The sequence below is a fragment of the Proteus sp. STS61-E genome, assembly GCF_040932335.1.
Taxonomy (GTDB): Bacteria; Pseudomonadota; Gammaproteobacteria; order Enterobacterales; family Enterobacteriaceae; genus Proteus; species Proteus mirabilis_B.
In genome coordinates, this window is the sequence record NZ_JBFQGE010000005.1 from 98,439 (window position 1) to 114,637 (window position 16,199).

Consider the following 16,199-nt stretch of genomic DNA (forward strand, 5'->3'; position numbering starts at 1 on the left):
AGCGGTTAAGATTTTTATGAGAAAAAGGAGATCACAATGTCTCATTATAATGAAATGGTTAAACAGGTTGATGATGCGATTGCTACAACCAGTATTCAAACCATGAATGAACTTTTAGTGGAATTAGGTAAAGATAAAACAATTGAATTTCCACTACGTTATGAGCAACAAGAGCGTTTACGTACCGCTATTTTTCATCACGGTGAAAAACACCGTTAATCGGATTGTTGCTAAGAAATAAGAATTAAAAAAGCGTTTGTACCATATTGATAAACAGGTACAAACGCTTTTTTCTTTTTCTGCATTGTATTAGTACGAATTAAAATGTCTTTCGACCTTCTAGCGCTGCGATCCTATTTTCAATGGAAGGGTGCGTTGAGAAAAACGAGTCCCCTTTATTAAAAATAAAAGCGGCTTTACGATAAGCTCGTCCCGTCGAACCATCTTCAAAATTTTCAGTGTCATGCTGTGCTGAAATTTTCTTTAATGCATTAATCATTGCTTGATTATCTTGAGTTAAATCAACCGCCGCAGCATCCGCCATATATTCGCGAGTTCGGGATAAATAGAAATAGAGTACTTGTGTAATGATCGGCAAAACAAAGTTTAGAATAATTAAAATCAATCGAGCTTTGCTTGCAGCATCATTACTTTTACCACCTCGATTACCAGAGGCAATATATAAGCGACTGCCAAAGATATTTGTTACCGTCAAAATAACGTTGGCTAATATGCCAACATATAACGTCAGTCGTGAATCACCATGAATAATATGCCCTGTTTCGTGAGCTAATACAGCCTGTACTTCTTGGCGATTAAGACGACTTAATAAACCCGTTGTTACGCCAATAAAGGCATTTTTCTCAGACCAACCGGCTGCAAAAGCATTGGCTTCAGGTGTATCAAGAAGATAGAGTTTAGGAATGTAGCCCAGAGTTGCACTTAAACTAAGCTCTTCAACAATATTGAGTAATTGGCGCTCTTGTGCATTTAAGGTGTCATCAGGGCTAATTAATCGCGCATTCATTCCTGTAAGCATGATTTTATGCCCTTTAAAATGAATAAAGAGAAGCAATAAAATCGAGATAGCTAAAATAATGAGTGAAGCAATGGGAAGAGATTGAAACGTCAGAAATGCCCACATATTATCAGTAAGATCTAAATAGGGATTTGCCCCAATAGCCGTATCCACCAGCAAACCGATCATAAGCATTAAGAGTAAATATGTTGCTATAACGAAACGAGTTCGAATAGCATTTTTTCGTAGAACATTTCTGAAATCCATTAGTGACTCCAAACAGCACCGTTAAGTGCTGTTTTTATCAATCTAGAAGTAATAACTATCTCTTATTACTATAAAATTAATCGAAATTAATGCGACGCGCTTCTTCTGCTTTAATGGTTCCTTCATCAAGACGCCAGTACTCTTTATCAATAACAAGGCTTGGGAAAATCTTGACGATAAATACCGCAGGGATAGAAGCGATGAAAGCGCGATATTGTTCTAAAGTACGGTTGTAGCCGCGTTTTGCAAAAGAGAGTTTATTTTCTGTCGAAACAATCTCTTCTTGTAAATTTGCCATGATGGTGTCGGATTTTAATTCAGGGTAATTTTCAACCGCAACATTAATGGCACCACTTGAGACAATTTTTGATAACTCATCTTCAGCCGCTTTGGCTTCTTTGGTATTTGCGCTTTGGGATTGTGTTCTTAATTCAGTGATTTTAGTAAAGACTTCAGACTCATGGCTGAGGTATTTTTTTACGGTGGCCAATAAGCTGTCAAACACTTTTCCACGACGATCTAATTGTACTGAAATTTCAGTTTCACTTGAGATAACAGCTTCACGCATAGAGATAATACGGTTGTAATAATAAAAAATAAGACCCAATAACGCGATGGTAATAATTAATCCAGTCATGCGAAGCGCTCTCTTTTCTAATAGTAAACAGGGAATTGTGCTAAATCATTAAGGTTAATTTTGCCTATTATTGATAAAGATAGCTAGATGATTATTTCATCAAAGATAAAAAGAGTGCAGATAAAGCAAAATCAATAATATTGGGTGAGATAAAAAAATACCCCGAATAAATTCGGGGCAAAATTAAAGGTAATGTTAAGGTAAATAAAATTATCAAGTGAAACATCGGGGATGAAAACTAGGTTAAATAAGCAAACAAGCTAAGCTATTTAACCCAGCCATTTAACCTAGAGAAATAACAAATTTAGAACCAAGGTGCTTGCGCCATTACATTGCCATAAAACAGCATTCTTCCTGTGATTTCACCGCTAAAAAGCATCAAAATAGCGATAACAGAAAGCGATGTTTTGGTAAATGAAGCATTGTCAGACAACGTAATAATACAAATACCCACAATCAAACTAGCAATGACTTGCCACCATAATAATAGGCTTGCCACATCTGCACCGGGTACTTGCGCTCTCATAACTAATCCCACAAGTACTAATAATGCGCCGATAAATGTTCCTATTTTTAATGAATTGCTAATTGTTTTACCTTGTAAACGTAACCAAGGGATCATCGAGCCAAAACCAAGTAGTAACGCTGTACCAATAAAGCTAATTTGTGTTGCTGGTGTATGCCATAACGGGTGTGCTTGCATTTGGTAATAGATTTGCGCTGTAACCAAGATAATAGGTAAACCAATCACACCACAAAACAATCCAATCAAACTATTACGGCGAATAGCATTCGGTTGTACCCAGCTTGCTAATGCCCATAATGAAATCAACCCATTAAGCATAACGAAGGCAATTGCTTCACGGCTTAACCAAGAGTGGGCAATACCTAAAACAGAACGATATGCACCAAGCGGATCACCTAAGTGTCCCATTGACATTGATGAGCCCAGAACCTCAATCAGCCAAATCAGCGCAATGGTTGTTCGTAATGCTTTGGTACTTAGCATTGCAACGTTTTGAGTCTGGTTTTGCCATTGATACAGTGAAAGCGCTAATACCGCACCAATGCCCCATTGACTCATTACCGTAAACAGGACTAACGGCAGTTGATAATCATGCATGATTAATCCTCCATACCAATAATGACAATATTAGGGTTACTGATGGTGTGATCAGGAACGCCATAGCGTTTTTCTAATAAAGCCCAGTTTGTCGTATGTTTTTTACGTAAATCTTCAATTTCGCCAAATTCAATGGCACCCGTAGGACAAGATTCAACGCAACGTGGTTTTAAGCCTTCATCCAGTCTATCTGCACACATATTGCATTTGCTGGTTTTGCCTTCAACCGGATCATAAACAGGCGCATTGTAAGGACATGCCATAATACACATCTGGCAACCAATACATTTGTCATGATCTTGCACGACAATACCATCCTCTCGTTTGGTGTAAGTATCAGCAGGGCAGACTTTTAGGCACTGTGGATCATCACAATGGTTACAAGACATAGTAATAAAAGCTTGTGCATTAGGTTGATCTTCGTTGAATTCACGAACACGACGCCATAGCACGCCGGGAGGTGTTACGTTTTCAGATTTACATGCCATAGAGCAGGTACGGCAACCGTAGCAATCTTTGGTATTTATCAGAAAACCATACTGTTTCTTCGCCATGATCATGCCTCCCGTCTTACGTTAACTAAGGTGCTATTACAGCAATGACCATTACCCAAAGGCTCTACGTGATCATTGGTGACATGGCTACTACTTCCGCCTTGTTGTTCCCACCATCCATTATCCAATGAGACAACACCTTGCTTAATATGAGTGGTCACAACGGCAATAGCACGGTGTTCACCTCGATCATTAAATGCGATAGCCCATTCACCATCTTTAATACCGCGAGCTAAGGCATCATTAGGATGGATAAGAATATTAGGTTGATTACGCTGTACTTCTAAGATCCACTCATTCATACCATGACTGGAGTGAACACTACGGGCGAGTTTGCGTTGCACCGCCATCAGAGGATACTTTTTGGCAAGTTCAGGAGAGCCTTTTGTGGACTCTTTTACTGGGTAATAGGTGACAACAGGGGAGAAATTTTTACCCTGCCACTCTTCAATAAAGAAGTGTGCTTTTTTCGTTGAGGTACGGAAAACACCATCTTTAAATGGGACCCAATCACCCTCAACTGGACGCACTGGACCTTTTTCCAGCATTTCACGAGTAATGCCAGAACCTTTAAGGCAAGCATCAATGTAATGCTCAATAGGTTGATTAAAGACTTCACCAAAGCCAAAGCGCTCAGCAAGACGAGCAAAGATCCAGTAATCAGGTTTTGCTTCTCCTGGTGGCTCAACGGCTTTTTCCATTAATTGCACATATTGGCTACGAACCCCTGCCATTAAGCTGGTATCTTCAAAAATAGTGGTAACAGGAAGTACGAGATCAGCATAAAGAGCCGTGGATGACATCAAGTTATCAGCGACAACAACAAAAGGGACTTTTTTCAGTGCATTACGCACCATATTGGTATTAGGAAGTTGCGTCATCACACCCATTGTCATGATCCACCAAAAGTTAATTGGATGTGGTCTTTCATTGACAATCCAATCACCCACTTTTGCAACAGGGATCGGTTTGATGGGTTTTGCATTCGGTGCTGGTGGAATAATTGGGCTAAATTTCGCCATTTGACGAGCACCGCCCGCATCACAAATTCCAGCGCCTTTTTTACCGATATTGCCAGTTAATAAAGCGAGATAAAACTGGCTTGCGGCAACATAAGCACCGAATTCTGTTCGTTGAGCACCCGACATATTTTGCACAATCATTGCCGGTTTGGTGGTGGCATAATCGCGTGCTAAGCGAATAATGGTTTCTTTGGGAACATCCGTTTCTTGACTCGTTTTTTCGATAGTCCAAGGCTGTGCTTGTTGATAAATTTGCTCAAAGACAGTCACGTAATCAGCATTAGCGGGTAGTTCATCATGAGTTAACGCAGGAACAATATTGGGTGTTTCATGGTGAACAAGTTGCTGGCTCAAGGTATCAAAAACCAGATAGCTATCTTGGTCATCATCAGATTGGCGTAATAGTTTTTGTTGTGCGTTAACAAGATAAACAGCACCTGTATGCGCGCGTAAAAAAGGTTTATCAGTGAGGTTTTCTTCAATGATAATTTTGATCATACCTAATGCGAGGGCGGTATCTGTACCGGGTACAATCGGGACCCATTCATCTGCTTTAGCGGCAGTTTCATTAAAGCGAGGATCAATAACCACCATTCTGGCGCCATTTCGACGAGCTTGGTTGTAGTTTTTAAAATATGCTTGCATGGTGACAGCAGGGTTATTGCCCCAACAAAGAATATAGCGACTATCTTTTACGGTATCTCGAGTATCTGCATAGCGCAGACCTACCATTGGGATCATCGCTGCCGTTACCGCAGAGCAGCATAAAGAGCCGGCTTGTTTTGTTGAGCCACCCAAATAATCGAAAAATGCCTTACCCATATCATTTTTAATCGAGTCCATATTGCCCGCATGAGTGGAGATAAATAGCCCCTCATTACCAAACTTATCAATGGTTTCTCTGATGTTTTTTTCAATAAGATCAAGCGCTTCATCCCAACTGATCGGCTTAAATTCTGCTTTCCCTTTTTCGCCAACACGTAATAAAGGTGTGGTGAGACGATCTTTATGGTATACCCACTTAGTTCGGCTCATTCCACGCAAACAGCATTTCACATTAAAGCCTTCAGAGGCTTCAACTTTGATCAGTTTCCCCTTATGTGTAAAAGCTGTTAGGTTACAGTGCAAACATTCCATCGCACAGGTTGAACGAAAGGTTTTATACTCGGATAATTTGATCCGTGGTTTCTGGTTAAATATGGGTTTATTTTCATTAACTAGACTGAATGCGTTAGGAGAAAGAGCAGCCACGCCAATGGCGCCCATTCCTTTTAACAACGTTCTTCTATTTAATTCCCATTTTTGATTTTTAGACATAGACATTCTCACGCACAAGAAAAGTTAACTATATATAAACCCAATTCATATATAGTTAACCTTGAGTTAGATCATCTAAAAATAGACAAAGAAAATAATCGATAGAAAATGATTAAAAAGCCCTATTTAAAATAAGGTTTCAGTGAAATAAACTAGTAAAAATGACAAAAAAAGAATAATGGGATATCGTCATAAAACAAAGTAAATAACGAATAGGTGTGGGAAAAATAAATGCAGAATTCTCAAGGAGTTAACTCGGTTGATATCGCTATTACCATTCTTGAATTTATTGCTTCGAATGGAGGTATTGCCCGATCGTCAGATATTGCAAAAGCCTGTTCGCTTTCAAAAAGTCGCTTACATAAGTATTTAGTTTCACTTTGTCGCTCTGAAATGCTGTATCAAGAGAGTGAAGGAAGTCAGTATTGTTTGGGCAGTAAAATTCTTTTTTTAGCACAGGCGACGCCAAAGCCACAATCCTTCGTAGATGAGATTAATCAGTTATTATGTGAATTTAGAGACGAACAGAATATGTCTACGGGACTGGTAATTTCTCAAGGTAATCAACTGTTTTTAGCTCGTTATAACCGTAGCTTTAAACATGTTGATATCGATTTTTTACCAGATACTCCTGTTCCTCATAAAGTCAGTGCAGCGGGTGCTATTTTTGCCACTTTTAGTGATTTAAAAATTGAAGCCGATTTATCACAAAAGCAGAAAAATATTATTCGCGAACAAGGTTTTGCTATTCGTCATGAGCCGGCAGAAGGCATTCCAGGCGCACAATCTATTTCATGCCCTGTACTTAATAAAAAAGGGGAAATGGTGGCAGCAGTATTGACGATGGGATTTATTGAACCCGAAAGGCAAATGGAACTGGGCAATGCATTAAAAGCAAAAATGGCGCATTTCTCCCGCTAATTTGCTAAAGGCGTTATTTAGGCACTTTTGCAGAAAAAGCAAAGTGCCTAAAATCGTGTGTTGATTAATCAAATAGCCCTTTTGCCAGAATATCACCCTCTTGAGATATACCGGGTAACACGAAGTAATATCCACCACCAAAAGGTTTGATATAACGCTCTAAAGGTTCACCGTCTAAACGTTTTTGCGTATCAATAAAGCCCTTTTTAAGGTTATTTTGAAACGAGATAAAAATCAGCCCCATATCTAGTTGACCTGAAGGCGTTAATCCTAACGAGTAGCTATAACTACGTCGGCGTAGTTTTGCACTGTAACGCTCTGGATTTCTTGGTTCAGCTCGTCGCATATGAGAATCAAATAGCACTCTGTCACCGTGAGGATCTTTTTCAAATTGAGGATCGTCCATTTCATGTTTCATACCTATTGGCGCACCCGTTGAACGATGGCGACCAAAGTTATTTTCTTGATCTTCAAGAGGCGTTCTATCCCAAAATTCCAAAGCAAAGCGAATAAGGCGAACCGCTTGATAACTCCCGCCTAAACACCACTGTGGCTCTTTTTGTTTTTCAGTGATCCATACAAGAGAGTCCATCAAACTATTATCTGAAGATGGTGCGTTACCAGAGCCATCTTTAAAGCCAAAAAGATTAATCGGCGTTTGTTGATTATCGATATCACGAGCAGGAAGAAAACCGTCAATTTTCCATACAGCATAAACCTTACCAGACAGGTGTTTTAGAATATCTCTTAATGCATAAATCACGCTTTCTTGGCTATTCGCACACAATTGCAGCAATACGTCGCCACCGCACCATTTAGGATCGAGTCGGTCATTAGGAAAGGGTTTCATTGGCTCTAAGCGCTTAGGTTTTTTAGCATGAAAACCAAAACGACTATCAAAAAAACTATCGCCTAAAGCGACGGTGACGGTTAATTCATCGGGGTGTAATTGTGTTCCTAAAATACCCGATTCAGCAGGGGGAAGGTGTGGATTAGCTCTTTGTTGAAGTTCTCTGGGTTGAGTTAAAAATGCAATTCGTTGTGTCAGTATTGTGAATATTCTTTTCACATCCTCGGCGCTTGTTACTGTCAGATTAAGTGCAATAAATGAGGCATGTTTTTGTTCTGGCGTAATAACGCCCGCTTGATGTTGACCTAAATAAGCAATAGCGCGTTGATAACGCGGAGTTGATGAAGTTTCTTGTTTTTCTATTGCTTTAGCTCCCATACTGGCGAGTAATAAGCTTCCTCCTAGCCACTTTAACGTTGTACGCTTATTGAGGTTAACAGGATTTTTTGATAGCGATTTAAAGAGAGTTTTATTTTTCATCACTTGCTTCTTTATAGTGATAGTAGACATCAATATTGAGCGTGCTACGTAAGTTCGCTACTTGCTCTGCTAATTGTGTCACTTGAGAAAAAAGCCAACTTTTTTCTGTTTCAGGAAGCGCCGTTAAAGGCTGGAATAAACCTTCATTACGCTGATATTTTAAAATTAGAGCACCAATATCGTCATATTGTTTGATAAGAGATTGATATTCAGCCGTTGGAATGTGGTTCGATAAGATCTCTACGATTAGGCGTGATCCAGATAAATTGGCATAACTATCACCCAGATCGCTGTTTGAATATTGATTTTCAATACCAGCGAGTTTGTCAGTCAAAATAAACTCTAGGCTATCACCCGCAGATTGAACCAATTTAGGAATAGGGATATCTTCAATCGCAACACGTTTTTTTAAGTCACTAATGTCTCTTAAAAGGGCTTTTGCCGACTCCGTGGCTTTTTGAAGATCTTTTAATTTAAACAGTTGATATTCAACTAAATGAAATCCTGAAAAACGAGGTGAGTTTTCTCTTTCAAGAAAGAAATCAGCCCGATTATTTAATAAACGTTCACTTGACCCAAAAAGGGCGATAATAGGGCGAATAACCTCATAATGATAATGCGCTTGTTGATAAGCGTTTTGCGCATTAATAAGCTGATTTTTTTCACTATTCTCGATTAATTTATCGAGCGATTTTTCAACTAGCGTTAATTGTTCAACCGCTTTTTCTCGATAATTTAAAATATCAGTTTCGAATTTTTTGGGAGTAGGGATATCCCCTTTGGCAATAACGATGTTTTCACTATCTTGAATAATGCCCTGAATAATTTTTTCGGCATAAACAGGAAAAGAAAATAATAAGATAACTAGAAAAGTGGTGATCTTTTTACTTTTCGATTTTGCATTATTTAGCATGGCGTGAACCCCGCTTAAATAACAGTGCAACAATCACCCAATAGACAATAAATGTCACCACGCTTAAGCCAATAGGTTGAGAACGATAAGCGAAAAATGAAACTAGAAAATTACCAAAGATACTGGAATCATCAAGAATATGGCTAATATCCCAAAGTGGGTAAATAAAGAAATCAGGTAATTCAAAATCCATTTCAATCAGTAGATTTGCAATTTCTTCTACTGCTTTTAATAACAGAGAAACGGCAAGGAATAGTAACAAAAACCCGGTTACGGTAAAGAAATAGCGCCATGAAATAACTTTTGAAGTCAGCAAAAATAGCCATAGTGTGAATGCCGCGACCAGTAAGCCAATAAAGACTTCAATAAAGAAAGGTAGTGCTGTTTGTGTATTAAGAGCCATTATATGGCTAGAGAGAAAAACCACCACTTCGCTGCCTTCTCTGGCAATCGCAATGGCAATAATCAGTAAAATACCCCATGCACTTTGTTGTTGTGTTTTTTTGGTGAGTTCATTTTCTATATTTGCTTTTAATGATTTTCCTTGCCCATTCATCCAATAGACCATCTGCACAATAAGCACACAGGCGAGGATTTCCATTGTGATCATAAATAGAGATTGCCACATATCTTCTAGCGAGCTAAATACACCATAAATACTCAGCGCTAGAATAACGGCAAGAAATAGCCCAAATATCACGCCACCCCACAAGTATTTCATACCTTGTTGTGGTGTTGGTGAACGTTTTATCCACGCATAAATAATGCCTACCACTAATAGTGCTTCAAAACTTTCTCGCCAAACAACAAACAGAACTTGTCCCATATTTACTCTGCCTTTTCAGTTGCAACAATTTCACCTTGAGGATGAGAAAGGTGAAAATCATCAAAGAAGGTGTAACGACCCGGTTTTAGTGGTGCTATTACAACGACAGAATTTGCGCCCGGCGCTAATACTTTTTCTTTTCGTAGCTGTGTACTTTCAAATTCAACAGGGCTAGTACCTGTATTACGAATTTTTATTCGTATCGGTGTTTTGGCGGGTACTTCAAGTACTTGCGGGATAAGTTCGCCATCTTTCATTTCTAATTCAACCGTGTATTTCTCTGCTGCAAAAACAGAGGATGTCACCATTAGGAGTAGTAATAATGTGTATTTAGAGAGAGTTTTGATCATCAGCGTTTCACTTAAAAAAGAGAAAAAGGACAAATCCAAATGATTGGATTTATCCGTTATCAAGCTAATTAGTAACTACCTTTACGGCCTGTACCGCTATAGGTGAAATCCCATGACACTTCAAAGGGTTCAAACCAAGGTGCAACGCCAGTTTCTTTATCGATATGGCGACCAAAAGCGATATCTTTGTTATATGAAGGCGGGTAAATCTTATAGGTCACGTTATATTGACCATTTCCGTCCAGCTTCAAGTTTTCACCATAGTGAGGACCATCATTGGCAACCATTGCCATAAATGTGCCTTGCTGTTTTTTCGCTGGTGCATCAGATTTTGTTACGGTGTATTCAATGGTGAGGTAGGGGACCCAATCGCCTTCAGCAAACCCATTCGGATTATCTTCTGTGGCATGAATATCTGCTTCTAAATGGATATCTGCTTTATCGGCAGCTAAGTGATTCATCGCATGATGACCTTCTTCAGTATCCATGGTGATAGGTTGGAGATAAACCCCTTGAATTTCCATACCATTTTTAAGAATAGGGTGACCAACTGGATACTCAACAGCTAATGCAGATGCAGAAAGAAATGATAGTGCAGTGAGAGAGAGCGCATAGCGATATTTCATGTTTAACCCTTATTGTTGAATGATAATTGTTATTATTCTTAATAAGGTTAGCATAATTTGTATTAGAAATAGGAGATAATCTATACGAAAAATATCGCTTAAGTTGGCAGGAAAATCAGTGAAAATAGCGTTAATATTCTATTTTATAAAAGAAAAAAATTTGTTGTTCTAAAAGAAATATATGAAAGGAATTAATAATTATAGGTAATAATGCTCAATGAAATCATCTGATTAAGAATGATATATGGAAATCTTATTTATCTTAATGAGAAGATAAAACAGAAGATTTCCATACCAAGAATATTAAATTTGACTTTGAGCACTCCAAAACTGTTTGGATTGTGTCAATGCCACAGCAGAAACTTGTTCTTCATTTGGCGGTAGGAAAAATGCAGGGGTGACTTTTAGCTCTTGTGCAATATGAAAGAGCATATCAACATCAATCTTACATAGCCCATTCTCATAACGTGAAAATTGTTGCTGGCTAATACCGACTCGTTCAGCGACAACCTTTGCTGACAAGCGAAGTTGCTGGCGTTGCTTACGAATTTTATGCCCAATAATTTGAGAAATGGGATAAATCTTTGACATTAGTGACCTCATTCTTCCTATCAACCACCAATAATATCCAATAAATTGAATATCAAGTTTCCGTGATGGATCTTCAAAATAAACAAGCACTCCGACTTGAATGAGTAAAATCCATACTAATGTGTTATCGGTTAATTGGATGAATTATTTATACCCGTCATGTTATAAGATGATATTAATTTTCATTAAACTATTTTGATATCCTTATTTTTTCTAGCAGGATAATCGAGAATTTTTTGATAAACAGTGCTATATATTGCCCAAACGCCATTTTATCTGTTATTTGTGCTCGCATTTATGATTAATAAAGAGTAAATAATGAGGCTATAACAAAAAAGATAAAGCCCTCTTTGACTGTGTTTATACTCGAAAATGCCTTTTATGCTTTTTTATAATGGGTTATTTTTGAGTTTTTTTTTATATCGTCGAGATTTCCTTTCTTAAACTCGTGTTAAATTCAAACAACTATCCTCACTTTATTGAAATTTATAAAATTACATTCACATCTAATAGGCTACGGCGTTAAGATTGTTAACTATAATACTTAGGCAAGATTATAAGTGTTGCAGGGTAATTATCTATTTATCGTCAAGGTCGAGATTATGAATGTAAAAGATATCATTCGTCATGAACCATTTGGAACATTGTTAGGCTATGCGCCTGGTGGTGTCGCGATTTACTCTTCAGATTACAGCAGTATTGATAAAGAAGACTATGCCGCTAATGATTCATTCCGTAGTTATATTGGTAATGAATATATGGGGCACAAGTGGCAGTGTGTCGAGTTTGCTCGCCGTTTTCTCTATTTGCATTATGGGGCTGTATTTACTGATGTGGGAATGGCTTATGAGATCTTCTCACTGCGTTTTCTACGTAAAACCATAGATGACGATATATTGCCATTACAAGCCTTTGCAAATGGTAGTAAACAACCTCCAGCCGTCGGTGCTTTGCTGATTTGGCAAGAAGGTGGTGAGTTTAAAGTAACTGGGCATGTTGCTGTTATTACTGAAGTTCTTGAAGATAAAATTCGTATTGCAGAACAAAATGTTATTCACACTCGATTACCCGCAGGGCAACAATGGACAAGAGAATTACCTCTTAAAGTGACGGATAACGGCTACTTTATTCAAGATACCTTTGATAATACCACCCTATTAGGTTGGATGATCCAAACAGAGCCAAATGCTTACAGCCTTCCTCAACCTAAAATTGCGCCAGAATTGTTAAATATTCATGCGGAACAGCTTGATAATAAAGGTCAATTAGATGGCAAGTGGTTAGATGAAAGCTCACCTCTAGAAAAAGCCTATGTCCTTGCACAACACGGTCACATTATCAATCAAGATAGCTATGAATATTTCTCCATCTCAGAAAGTGCGGAGCAGGAACTTATTCGCGCAAGTAATGAAATGCATTTGATGTATCTACATGCAACAGAAAAAGTGTTGAAAGACGATAAGTTACTGCGTTTATTCGATATCCCTGAAGTGTTGTGGCCTCGTATCCGTTTATCATGGCAAAACAGACGCCATCAAATGATCACCGGACGATTGGATTTTTGCATGGATGAACGCGGTGTCAAAGTTTATGAATATAATGCTGACTCTGCCTCTTGCCATACAGAAGCGGGCTTAATTATCGAAAAATGGGCACAGAAAGGCGGTATTAAAGACGGTTTTAACCCAGGCGAACGCTTACTTGATGCATTAGCCGATGCTTGGAAACACAGTGATGCAAAACCTTTTGTGCATATTCTTCAAGATGATGATAGTGAAGAAGATTATCATGCTCTCTTTATGCAACAATCTCTGACTCAAGCAGGTTATAACAGTAAAATTCTACGTGGATTAGGTGAGCTTCATTGGAATAGTCGTGGTCAATTAATTGATGCAGACAAACGTGTCGTTGAATGTGTCTGGAAAACATGGGCTTGGGAAACGGCATTAGACCAACTAAGAGAAGAGAGTGAGCAACAAGCTTTGATCCCTATTCGTACTGGACATCCTGAAGATGAAGTACGTTTAGTGGATGTGCTTTTACGTCCTGAAATTACAGTTTTTGAGCCTCTTTGGACACTAATTCCTAGTAATAAAGCCATTTTACCGGTTTTATGGCAATTGTTCCCTGATAACCCTTATTTATTAGATACTGATTTCACGGTGACTCCTCGTCTTGCACAAAGTGGTTATGCAATTAAACCTATTGCGGGACGTTGTGGTAGTAACATTGGTTTAGTGGATCATAAAGAGAACATCTTAGATGAAACCAATGGCCAGTTTGATCATCAAGAAAATATTTACCAAGAACTATGGTGCTTACCAAAAGTGGCAAATCGTTACATCCAAGTTTGCACCTTTACTGTTGGCGGGCATTATGGTGGTTGCTGTTTACGTTCAGACCCAACTTTGGTGATTAAAAAAGAGAGTGATATTGAGCCTTTAATAGTGATTGAAGATAAACACTTTTTAACTAAATAAAATCATAGTTGCTTAGAATTAAGAAATAATAGACCCGCCTAATTGGCGGGTTTATTTTAAAAATAACCAGAATACTTAGTGAGAAATAGAATGATACAAAAATTTGAAACGCTTAGTGAGTTATTAGCATCGCTTTCAACACTTGAATCTAATGAGTGGATTTATACGGAAATTGCAACTTGGAATAGAGATCCTAATCAGGCGATTTTTTATTATATTCCTTGGGATTATCTTCAAGAATTACCTGATGATGAGATTTACCTTGATGATGAAGATCTGGAAATGCCAAAAATTGTTGAAGATAAAAATTTACGAGGCTGGATGGTCGTTTGTGATTTAGCGTTATTTTATCAAACCCAGCAAGCTCAACAAAAAAACTTGCAGTGGGTAGTTGAAGAAATTAACTATTACCGTGAGAATGATGCCTTTCGGTGTTTGAGTTAGATTCTATTCTTAGTAATAAAATCTAAAATCATTAACTATAATAATTTGATAATTAATGATTTTATTTATGATTTTTTATTTTAATAAAGAATATTTTCAATATTAGGCCAATCATCGGCATAATGATCTGTCATTAATAAAAAGCATTCGGCAATAGCACGGTTGAGTGATTTATGTTCAACAGTGTCTTTTTCTACTGAAGTGACAGACCATACTTTGTTTTCTTGATGATAAGAGCATGTCATTTCACAATCTTCTAATAAAGAAAGCGCATCATCGGCATTTTTGAGTAAATCGAATGACGCACCATCGGGATCTAAAGAGCTCCAAACTTTTTCGGTTTCTGCATCAAATTCGATTTCATAACCATAACGACGATAAATAGCGGTTAGGTTTATTTGAAAATCCGTATAGTGACTATATCGATGAATAGAAGGCTGGTAAGTATCAGGCTCTTGGGCTTTTCGATTATTTTTATAGTCTTGAATTTGTTTCTCTCGAGTTTGGGCACGTTGATAGCCTTCGTCGCCAAATTCTAAAATACGCGCTTTGCGATTAACGTTACTAAAATCCAGTACCGCAGCCCCGTAATAAAGCCCTTCATCTGTTTTTACATCCAGTAAATCAACTAGGATATAGCGTTTATTTTCTGTGATATTTTCTTTATTACTGACAATTAGTCCTGCATATTCTGCAATCGCAATAATTTGTTGTGTTGAAAAGGTCATCTCTTTCATCGGATTTTCCTTAAGAAATTACATACTTTCCTTGATTTGTTTTTTTAACCACTGAATGAAAAGCTGTACTTTAGCGTTATTCTTTTCATTTCTAGTGACAAGGTAGTAACGCTGAGCACAAAACAGCTCACTATTATCAAAAGGAATAATTAATTCTTTATTAGCAAGTTGTTTCTGTACTAAACGTTTTCTTCCCATTGCCACCCCTGAGTGGTTCACTGCAGCAATAACAGCAAGATCAGAACGGTCAAAACAGATATTACTGCGATTAGGAAAAAGTGAAAGCCCCATATATTCACTCCAAGCTTGCCATTCATCAAAATCAGAGTTATTACTCCACGCTTGTCTATCATGTAGCAAAGTGCAATTAGAAAGATGATGAATATTGCCGATAAGCTCATGTCTTTTCGCGTATTCGGGACTGCATACAGGAATAATAGATTCTGAAATTAAATCTTCACAATAAAGATTTTGCAGTTGCTTATCATCAAAATAGATTGCGAGGTCGATACCATAACCTCGAAAGTTAATATCATCATTTCCTGTGAGTAGATTTAATTCAATGGATGGGTAACGTTCAGTAAAATCTGAAATACGAGGTACTAACCAGCATTGCGCAATGGAAGGACGTGAATAAACGGTAAGTACACCAGAGATTTCTTGGTTATGGATATCTAAAATTTCTTGGTTAATGTCTTCTAACGTTTTTTTAAGTGCCCAATAAATACGTTCACCTTCTTCTGTTAGTTCAATTCGGCGATGAAAGCGGTTAAATAGCTTAATTCCTAATTCTTCTTCTAGTGTATTAATACGATGGCTAATAGCACTGGGAGTTAATGACAATTCTTCTGCTGCTAAAGCAAATGAAAGGTGACGACCTGTTGCTTCAAAAGTGTGAAGTCTTGCTAATTGATAACTGGATAATCGTTTATTTCTTAAAATCACGCTAGAAGATTCAAACATTCTTTTATTCTCATTTTATTATTGATAGTAACGTTAGTTAACAATCAAGGTAATGTTAAGATGAAATACCATGCCACCAC

The 16,199-nt window shown here is 37.8% G+C and carries 17 protein-coding genes; 4 read left to right on the plus strand and 13 right to left on the minus strand.

The genetic code is table 11. The features are described from left to right. The first annotated feature begins 36 nt into the window (after positions 1 to 36). The gene (locus tag AB4J89_RS12805; RefSeq protein WP_088493632.1) at positions 37 to 219 is read left to right on the plus strand and encodes a DUF2526 family protein; all 183 of its coding nucleotides are present in this window, start codon (positions 37 to 39) and stop codon (positions 217 to 219) included. A gap of 100 nt (positions 220 to 319) precedes the next feature. Here AB4J89_RS12805 and htpX read toward each other — a convergent pair whose 3' ends face one another. The 5 genes from htpX to AB4J89_RS12830 form a co-directional block, all read right to left on the minus strand. Further along, positions 320 to 1,285: a zinc metalloprotease HtpX gene (htpX, locus tag AB4J89_RS12810; protein ID WP_311755363.1), complete on the minus strand. Its 966-nt coding sequence runs from the start codon at positions 1,283 to 1,285 to the stop codon at positions 320 to 322. 76 nt (positions 1,286 to 1,361) lie between these two features. Next, positions 1,362 to 1,922 (minus strand): LemA family protein, encoded by a 561-nt coding sequence (locus AB4J89_RS12815; RefSeq protein WP_088493630.1) that lies wholly within the window; start codon positions 1,920 to 1,922, stop codon positions 1,362 to 1,364. 304 nt (positions 1,923 to 2,226) lie between these two features. Next, positions 2,227 to 3,045 carry a DmsC/YnfH family molybdoenzyme membrane anchor subunit gene (locus AB4J89_RS12820; protein ID WP_318619983.1) on the minus strand — a complete coding sequence of 273 codons (819 nt, stop codon included), beginning with the start codon at positions 3,043 to 3,045 and terminating at the stop codon, positions 2,227 to 2,229. Between the two features lie 2 nt (positions 3,046 to 3,047). After that, the gene (locus AB4J89_RS12825) at positions 3,048 to 3,599 is read right to left on the minus strand and encodes a 4Fe-4S dicluster domain-containing protein (protein WP_072070981.1); all 552 of its coding nucleotides are present in this window, start codon (positions 3,597 to 3,599) and stop codon (positions 3,048 to 3,050) included. Between the two features lie 2 nt (positions 3,600 to 3,601). Continuing rightward, complete coding sequence (locus AB4J89_RS12830) at positions 3,602 to 5,938, minus strand: molybdopterin-dependent oxidoreductase (protein ID WP_368469492.1); 2,337 nt, start codon at positions 5,936 to 5,938, stop codon at positions 3,602 to 3,604. Positions 5,939 to 6,169: 231 nt separating this feature from the next. Here AB4J89_RS12830 and AB4J89_RS12835 point away from each other — a divergent pair, with 231 nt between their 5' ends. After that, complete coding sequence (locus AB4J89_RS12835; protein ID WP_088493627.1) at positions 6,170 to 6,859, plus strand: IclR family transcriptional regulator; 690 nt, start codon at positions 6,170 to 6,172, stop codon at positions 6,857 to 6,859. A gap of 64 nt (positions 6,860 to 6,923) precedes the next feature. Here the strand turns inward: AB4J89_RS12835 and efeB are convergent, their stop codons facing one another. The 6 genes from efeB to AB4J89_RS12865 all read right to left on the minus strand — a co-directional run bounded on the left by efeB (position 6,924) and on the right by AB4J89_RS12865 (position 11,495). Then, complete coding sequence (efeB, locus tag AB4J89_RS12840) at positions 6,924 to 8,189, minus strand: iron uptake transporter deferrochelatase/peroxidase subunit (protein ID WP_088493626.1); 1,266 nt, start codon at positions 8,187 to 8,189, stop codon at positions 6,924 to 6,926. Continuing rightward, positions 8,179 to 9,102: an EfeM/EfeO family lipoprotein gene (locus tag AB4J89_RS12845; protein ID WP_368469494.1), complete on the minus strand. Its 924-nt coding sequence runs from the start codon at positions 9,100 to 9,102 to the stop codon at positions 8,179 to 8,181. The genes efeB and AB4J89_RS12845 overlap by 11 nt, the downstream gene beginning before the upstream one ends. Then, a complete protein-coding gene (locus AB4J89_RS12850) occupies positions 9,092 to 9,928 on the minus strand; it encodes an FTR1 family protein (protein ID WP_368469496.1) in 837 nt (278 codons plus the stop codon). Before AB4J89_RS12850 ends, AB4J89_RS12845 begins: the two co-directional genes overlap by 11 nt. Positions 9,929 to 9,930: 2 nt before the next feature. Then, positions 9,931 to 10,278 (minus strand): cupredoxin domain-containing protein, encoded by a 348-nt coding sequence (locus AB4J89_RS12855; protein WP_088493623.1) that lies wholly within the window; start codon positions 10,276 to 10,278, stop codon positions 9,931 to 9,933. A gap of 68 nt (positions 10,279 to 10,346) precedes the next feature. Then, positions 10,347 to 10,904 (minus strand): iron transporter, encoded by a 558-nt coding sequence (locus AB4J89_RS12860; protein ID WP_311755368.1) that lies wholly within the window; start codon positions 10,902 to 10,904, stop codon positions 10,347 to 10,349. Positions 10,905 to 11,207: 303 nt separating this feature from the next. Next, the gene (locus tag AB4J89_RS12865; protein WP_072063612.1) at positions 11,208 to 11,495 is read right to left on the minus strand and encodes a helix-turn-helix domain-containing protein; all 288 of its coding nucleotides are present in this window, start codon (positions 11,493 to 11,495) and stop codon (positions 11,208 to 11,210) included. Positions 11,496 to 12,097: 602 nt separating this feature from the next. On the opposite strand from AB4J89_RS12865, the gene gss reads away from it, so the two are divergent. Then, positions 12,098 to 13,975 carry a bifunctional glutathionylspermidine amidase/synthase gene (gss, locus tag AB4J89_RS12870; RefSeq protein WP_088493621.1) on the plus strand — a complete coding sequence of 626 codons (1,878 nt, stop codon included), beginning with the start codon at positions 12,098 to 12,100 and terminating at the stop codon, positions 13,973 to 13,975. 90 nt (positions 13,976 to 14,065) lie between these two features. Then, positions 14,066 to 14,419, plus strand: coding sequence for a hypothetical protein (locus AB4J89_RS12875; RefSeq protein WP_088493620.1), 354 nt, complete (start codon positions 14,066 to 14,068; stop codon positions 14,417 to 14,419). Between the two features lie 80 nt (positions 14,420 to 14,499). Here the strand turns inward: AB4J89_RS12875 and AB4J89_RS12880 are convergent, their stop codons facing one another. Further along, positions 14,500 to 15,156 (minus strand): hypothetical protein, encoded by a 657-nt coding sequence (locus AB4J89_RS12880; RefSeq protein ID WP_368469499.1) that lies wholly within the window; start codon positions 15,154 to 15,156, stop codon positions 14,500 to 14,502. A gap of 18 nt (positions 15,157 to 15,174) precedes the next feature. Next, complete coding sequence (gene dsdC / locus AB4J89_RS12885; RefSeq protein ID WP_088493618.1) at positions 15,175 to 16,119, minus strand: DNA-binding transcriptional regulator DsdC; 945 nt, start codon at positions 16,117 to 16,119, stop codon at positions 15,175 to 15,177. Positions 16,120 to 16,199: the final 80 nt, after the last annotated feature.